Source organism: Mesorhizobium sp. M4A.F.Ca.ET.050.02.1.1, from assembly GCF_003997725.1.
Lineage (GTDB): Bacteria > Pseudomonadota > Alphaproteobacteria > Rhizobiales > Rhizobiaceae > Mesorhizobium.
In genome coordinates this window covers 1-2464 of record NZ_RZSG01000853.1, presented here as the reverse complement: position 1 = coordinate 2464, position 2464 = coordinate 1, and the positions used below count along the sequence as shown (strand labels likewise).

At 65.0% G+C, this 2464-nt stretch carries 4 protein-coding genes; 1 reads left to right on the top strand and 3 read right to left on the bottom strand.

The features are described from left to right. On the bottom strand, window positions 1-169 hold a 169-nt coding region (locus EOA33_RS32195), incomplete at its 3' end, for a hypothetical protein (protein WP_245482501.1). 164 nt (window positions 170-333) lie between these two features. Here EOA33_RS32195 and EOA33_RS32190 point away from each other — a divergent pair. Further along, window positions 334-786: a winged helix-turn-helix transcriptional regulator gene (locus EOA33_RS32190; RefSeq protein WP_127407463.1), complete on the top strand. Its 453-nt coding sequence runs from the start codon at window positions 334-336 to the stop codon at window positions 784-786. A 1-nt stretch (window position 787) separates the two neighbouring features. On the opposite strand, the gene EOA33_RS32185 is transcribed toward EOA33_RS32190, so the two are convergent. Together EOA33_RS32185 and EOA33_RS32180 are read right to left on the bottom strand one after the other, a co-directional pair. Then, entirely contained in the window at window positions 788-1996 is a 1209-nt protein-coding gene (locus tag EOA33_RS32185; protein ID WP_126054146.1) for a cytochrome c peroxidase, read from the bottom strand. 7 nt (window positions 1997-2003) lie between these two features. After that, window positions 2004-2464, bottom strand: a 461-nt coding sequence (locus EOA33_RS32180; protein ID WP_245482500.1) for a FixH family protein, incomplete at its 5' end; no start/stop codon positions are given.

The window sequence follows — 2464 nt, the reverse complement described above, 5'->3', positions numbered from 1 at the left end:
GATCGGTCGAGCCGCGCACCGCGCGCACCAGATCGGCGGCGCGGGCCGAGATCGCCTTGCGGTCATCCGCCGAAAGCCCCGCACCGTCGGCGAGCCGCTTCACCGCGGCGTCCTCGTCGGGCAAGTAGTTGGCACGGATCTGCTGGCGGATGGCATCGAGCGCGGGCATGGCTGTCCTATCTAGCGAGCTTAAGGGAGCGGGCCGGCGGTCACCGGACCGAATGGCGCAAGCTAGCACAATTGCCGTTTTCGGTCGGTCCAAAGAAATCGACATGCCAGTTCCAATGAACTATGATCTGCCGCGACCTTCTCGCCATTTAGACTGTGAATTCGATCATCGAAGACCAATTGGACCGCATCGACCGCAACATCCTTTCGGCACTGGCGCGCGACGGGCGGCTTTCCATGTCTGAGCTGGCCGGCAAGGTCGGCCTGTCGAAGACGCCGGTGCAGGCGCGCGTCAAGCGCCTGGAGAAGGACGGTTACATCCGGGGTTACCAGGCGATCATCGATCGCGAGCGCATGGGAGAAGGCCATGTCGCGTTCGTCCAGGTGAAATTGTCGGACACCCGCTCGGCCGCGCTCGACGCCTTCAACCGCGCCGTGCAGGCGGTGCCGGAGAACGAGCAATGTCATATGATGGCGTCGAGCTTCGACTATCTGTTGAAGGTCCGCACCACCGACATCGCCGCCTACCGCCGGGTGCTGGGCGAGCGCATTTCGGCGCTTCCCCATGTCGCCCAGACTTCCACCTTCGTGGCGATGGAGACGGTCAAGGACCGCTAGCTCATTCTGACAGCGTCTTCAGGAACGCCACCAGCGCCGCGCGCTCGCGGTCTGAAAGCTCGACGGGGTGGACCTCGGAAACACCTTCGACGCTCGCCGGCGCCTTCGAATAATGCTCGACCACCTCTTCGAGCGACGCAAACTGTCCGGCATGCATGTAGGGCGCGCGCGCAGCGGCGCCTCGGAGCGACGGCGTCTTGTAGGCGCGCACCAGGTCCGGCCCGCCCTTCACCATGAAGCGCAGCTCGCGGCACGCGTTGTCGTCGCCGTCGCGGAACTTGCCTAAGCAGTTGAACGGATCGGCCTCGACCTGCACCACGGCATCGATGCGGCCGCGATCCGGCGGCAGGTCCTTGACCGGCGGCACGCCGGTATTGTGGAAAGAGTTGTCAGTGAAACGCGGGCCATTGTGGCAGGTCACGCAATTAGCCTTGCCGATGAACAGTCTCAGCCCAAGCATCTCTTCGGGCGACAGGGCGTCGTCCCCTTGTGGCTCGGCGCCAGATGCCAGATCGATGGCGAAACGGTCGAAGCGCGTCTGCGGCGGCTCGATCGACCGCTCGAAAGCGCCGATCGCCTTGCCGATATTGGCAAAGACGCGGTTGACGTCCTCGACCTTGCTGACGGGCATGGCGGCCCAGGCCGCCTTCTCCGCATCCGTGCCGAGCGGGCTGGCATTGGCGGGCACAGTGGAGAGATCGGGCAGCGGCCCGAAGATGCGCTCGTAGCGCTCGCCGAAGCGTTTCTTGATGTAATGCGCGAAAGCGGCGCGGTTTCCGCCATGCTCGAGCGGGTTTTCGAGCGGCGTCAACGCCTGCGCCCACAGGCTGTCGCGCCGCCCGTCCCAGAAGAACCAGGGATCGCGCGCCACGCCTGCCAGCGGCATGGTGCGTCGGTTGGTGCGGCCGATGCCGACCGCTTGCGGCAGGTCGTCCTGGAACTGGCGATCGATCTTGTGGCAAGTCGAGCAGGACACGGTGCCGTCGCGGCTCATGCCCTGGTCGAAGAACAGCGTCGAGCCCAGGGCCGCGGCCGCCGGCACATCGGCGAAGCGATTGGTGGTGTCGGGCTTCAGCGGCGGCAGCGTGTTCAGCGCCAGCGAGGCAATGACCTTCTTCTCGGCATCGGAAACCTGCGGCTTGCCGCAGCCGGCAAGCAGCGCCATGGCGACCAGTGCGACGAGAGGCAGGACTCGCAGGAGGCGCCTCATCGACCGCTCACAACACCACGTTGAAGACGACCGTATCTGAACCGGCCGCCGCCGAAATGGCCAAGCGCAGTTGCCACCAGCCGCTCATCGTGAATTTCAGCCCATCGATGCGATAGCGTCCTTCGCCGAGATAGTCGGTCGCCTGCGGGCTGGTCGGCAGGCCGTGATTGTGCTGCGGCATGCCGCCGGAAACGGCAATCGCCGCTCCCTCCACCGGATCGCCCTTGACTGTCTTCAGCGTCAGCAGCCAAGCCTGCAATTCGCCCTGCCGGACCACATCCCGCTCCGGCTGGAAGCTGGCAACGAACAGCCCGTTTGCCGAGGTCTTCGAGCGCGACGTATCGGGGCCCGACGCCGTTTGCGGAGCGGTCAGATAGACGATCGCAAGGACACCTGCCAGCAAGGCGGCCAGACCAAGACCCACGAGAAGATAACGCCATAGGGATGCCAAACCGGTTCCTTTTCCAA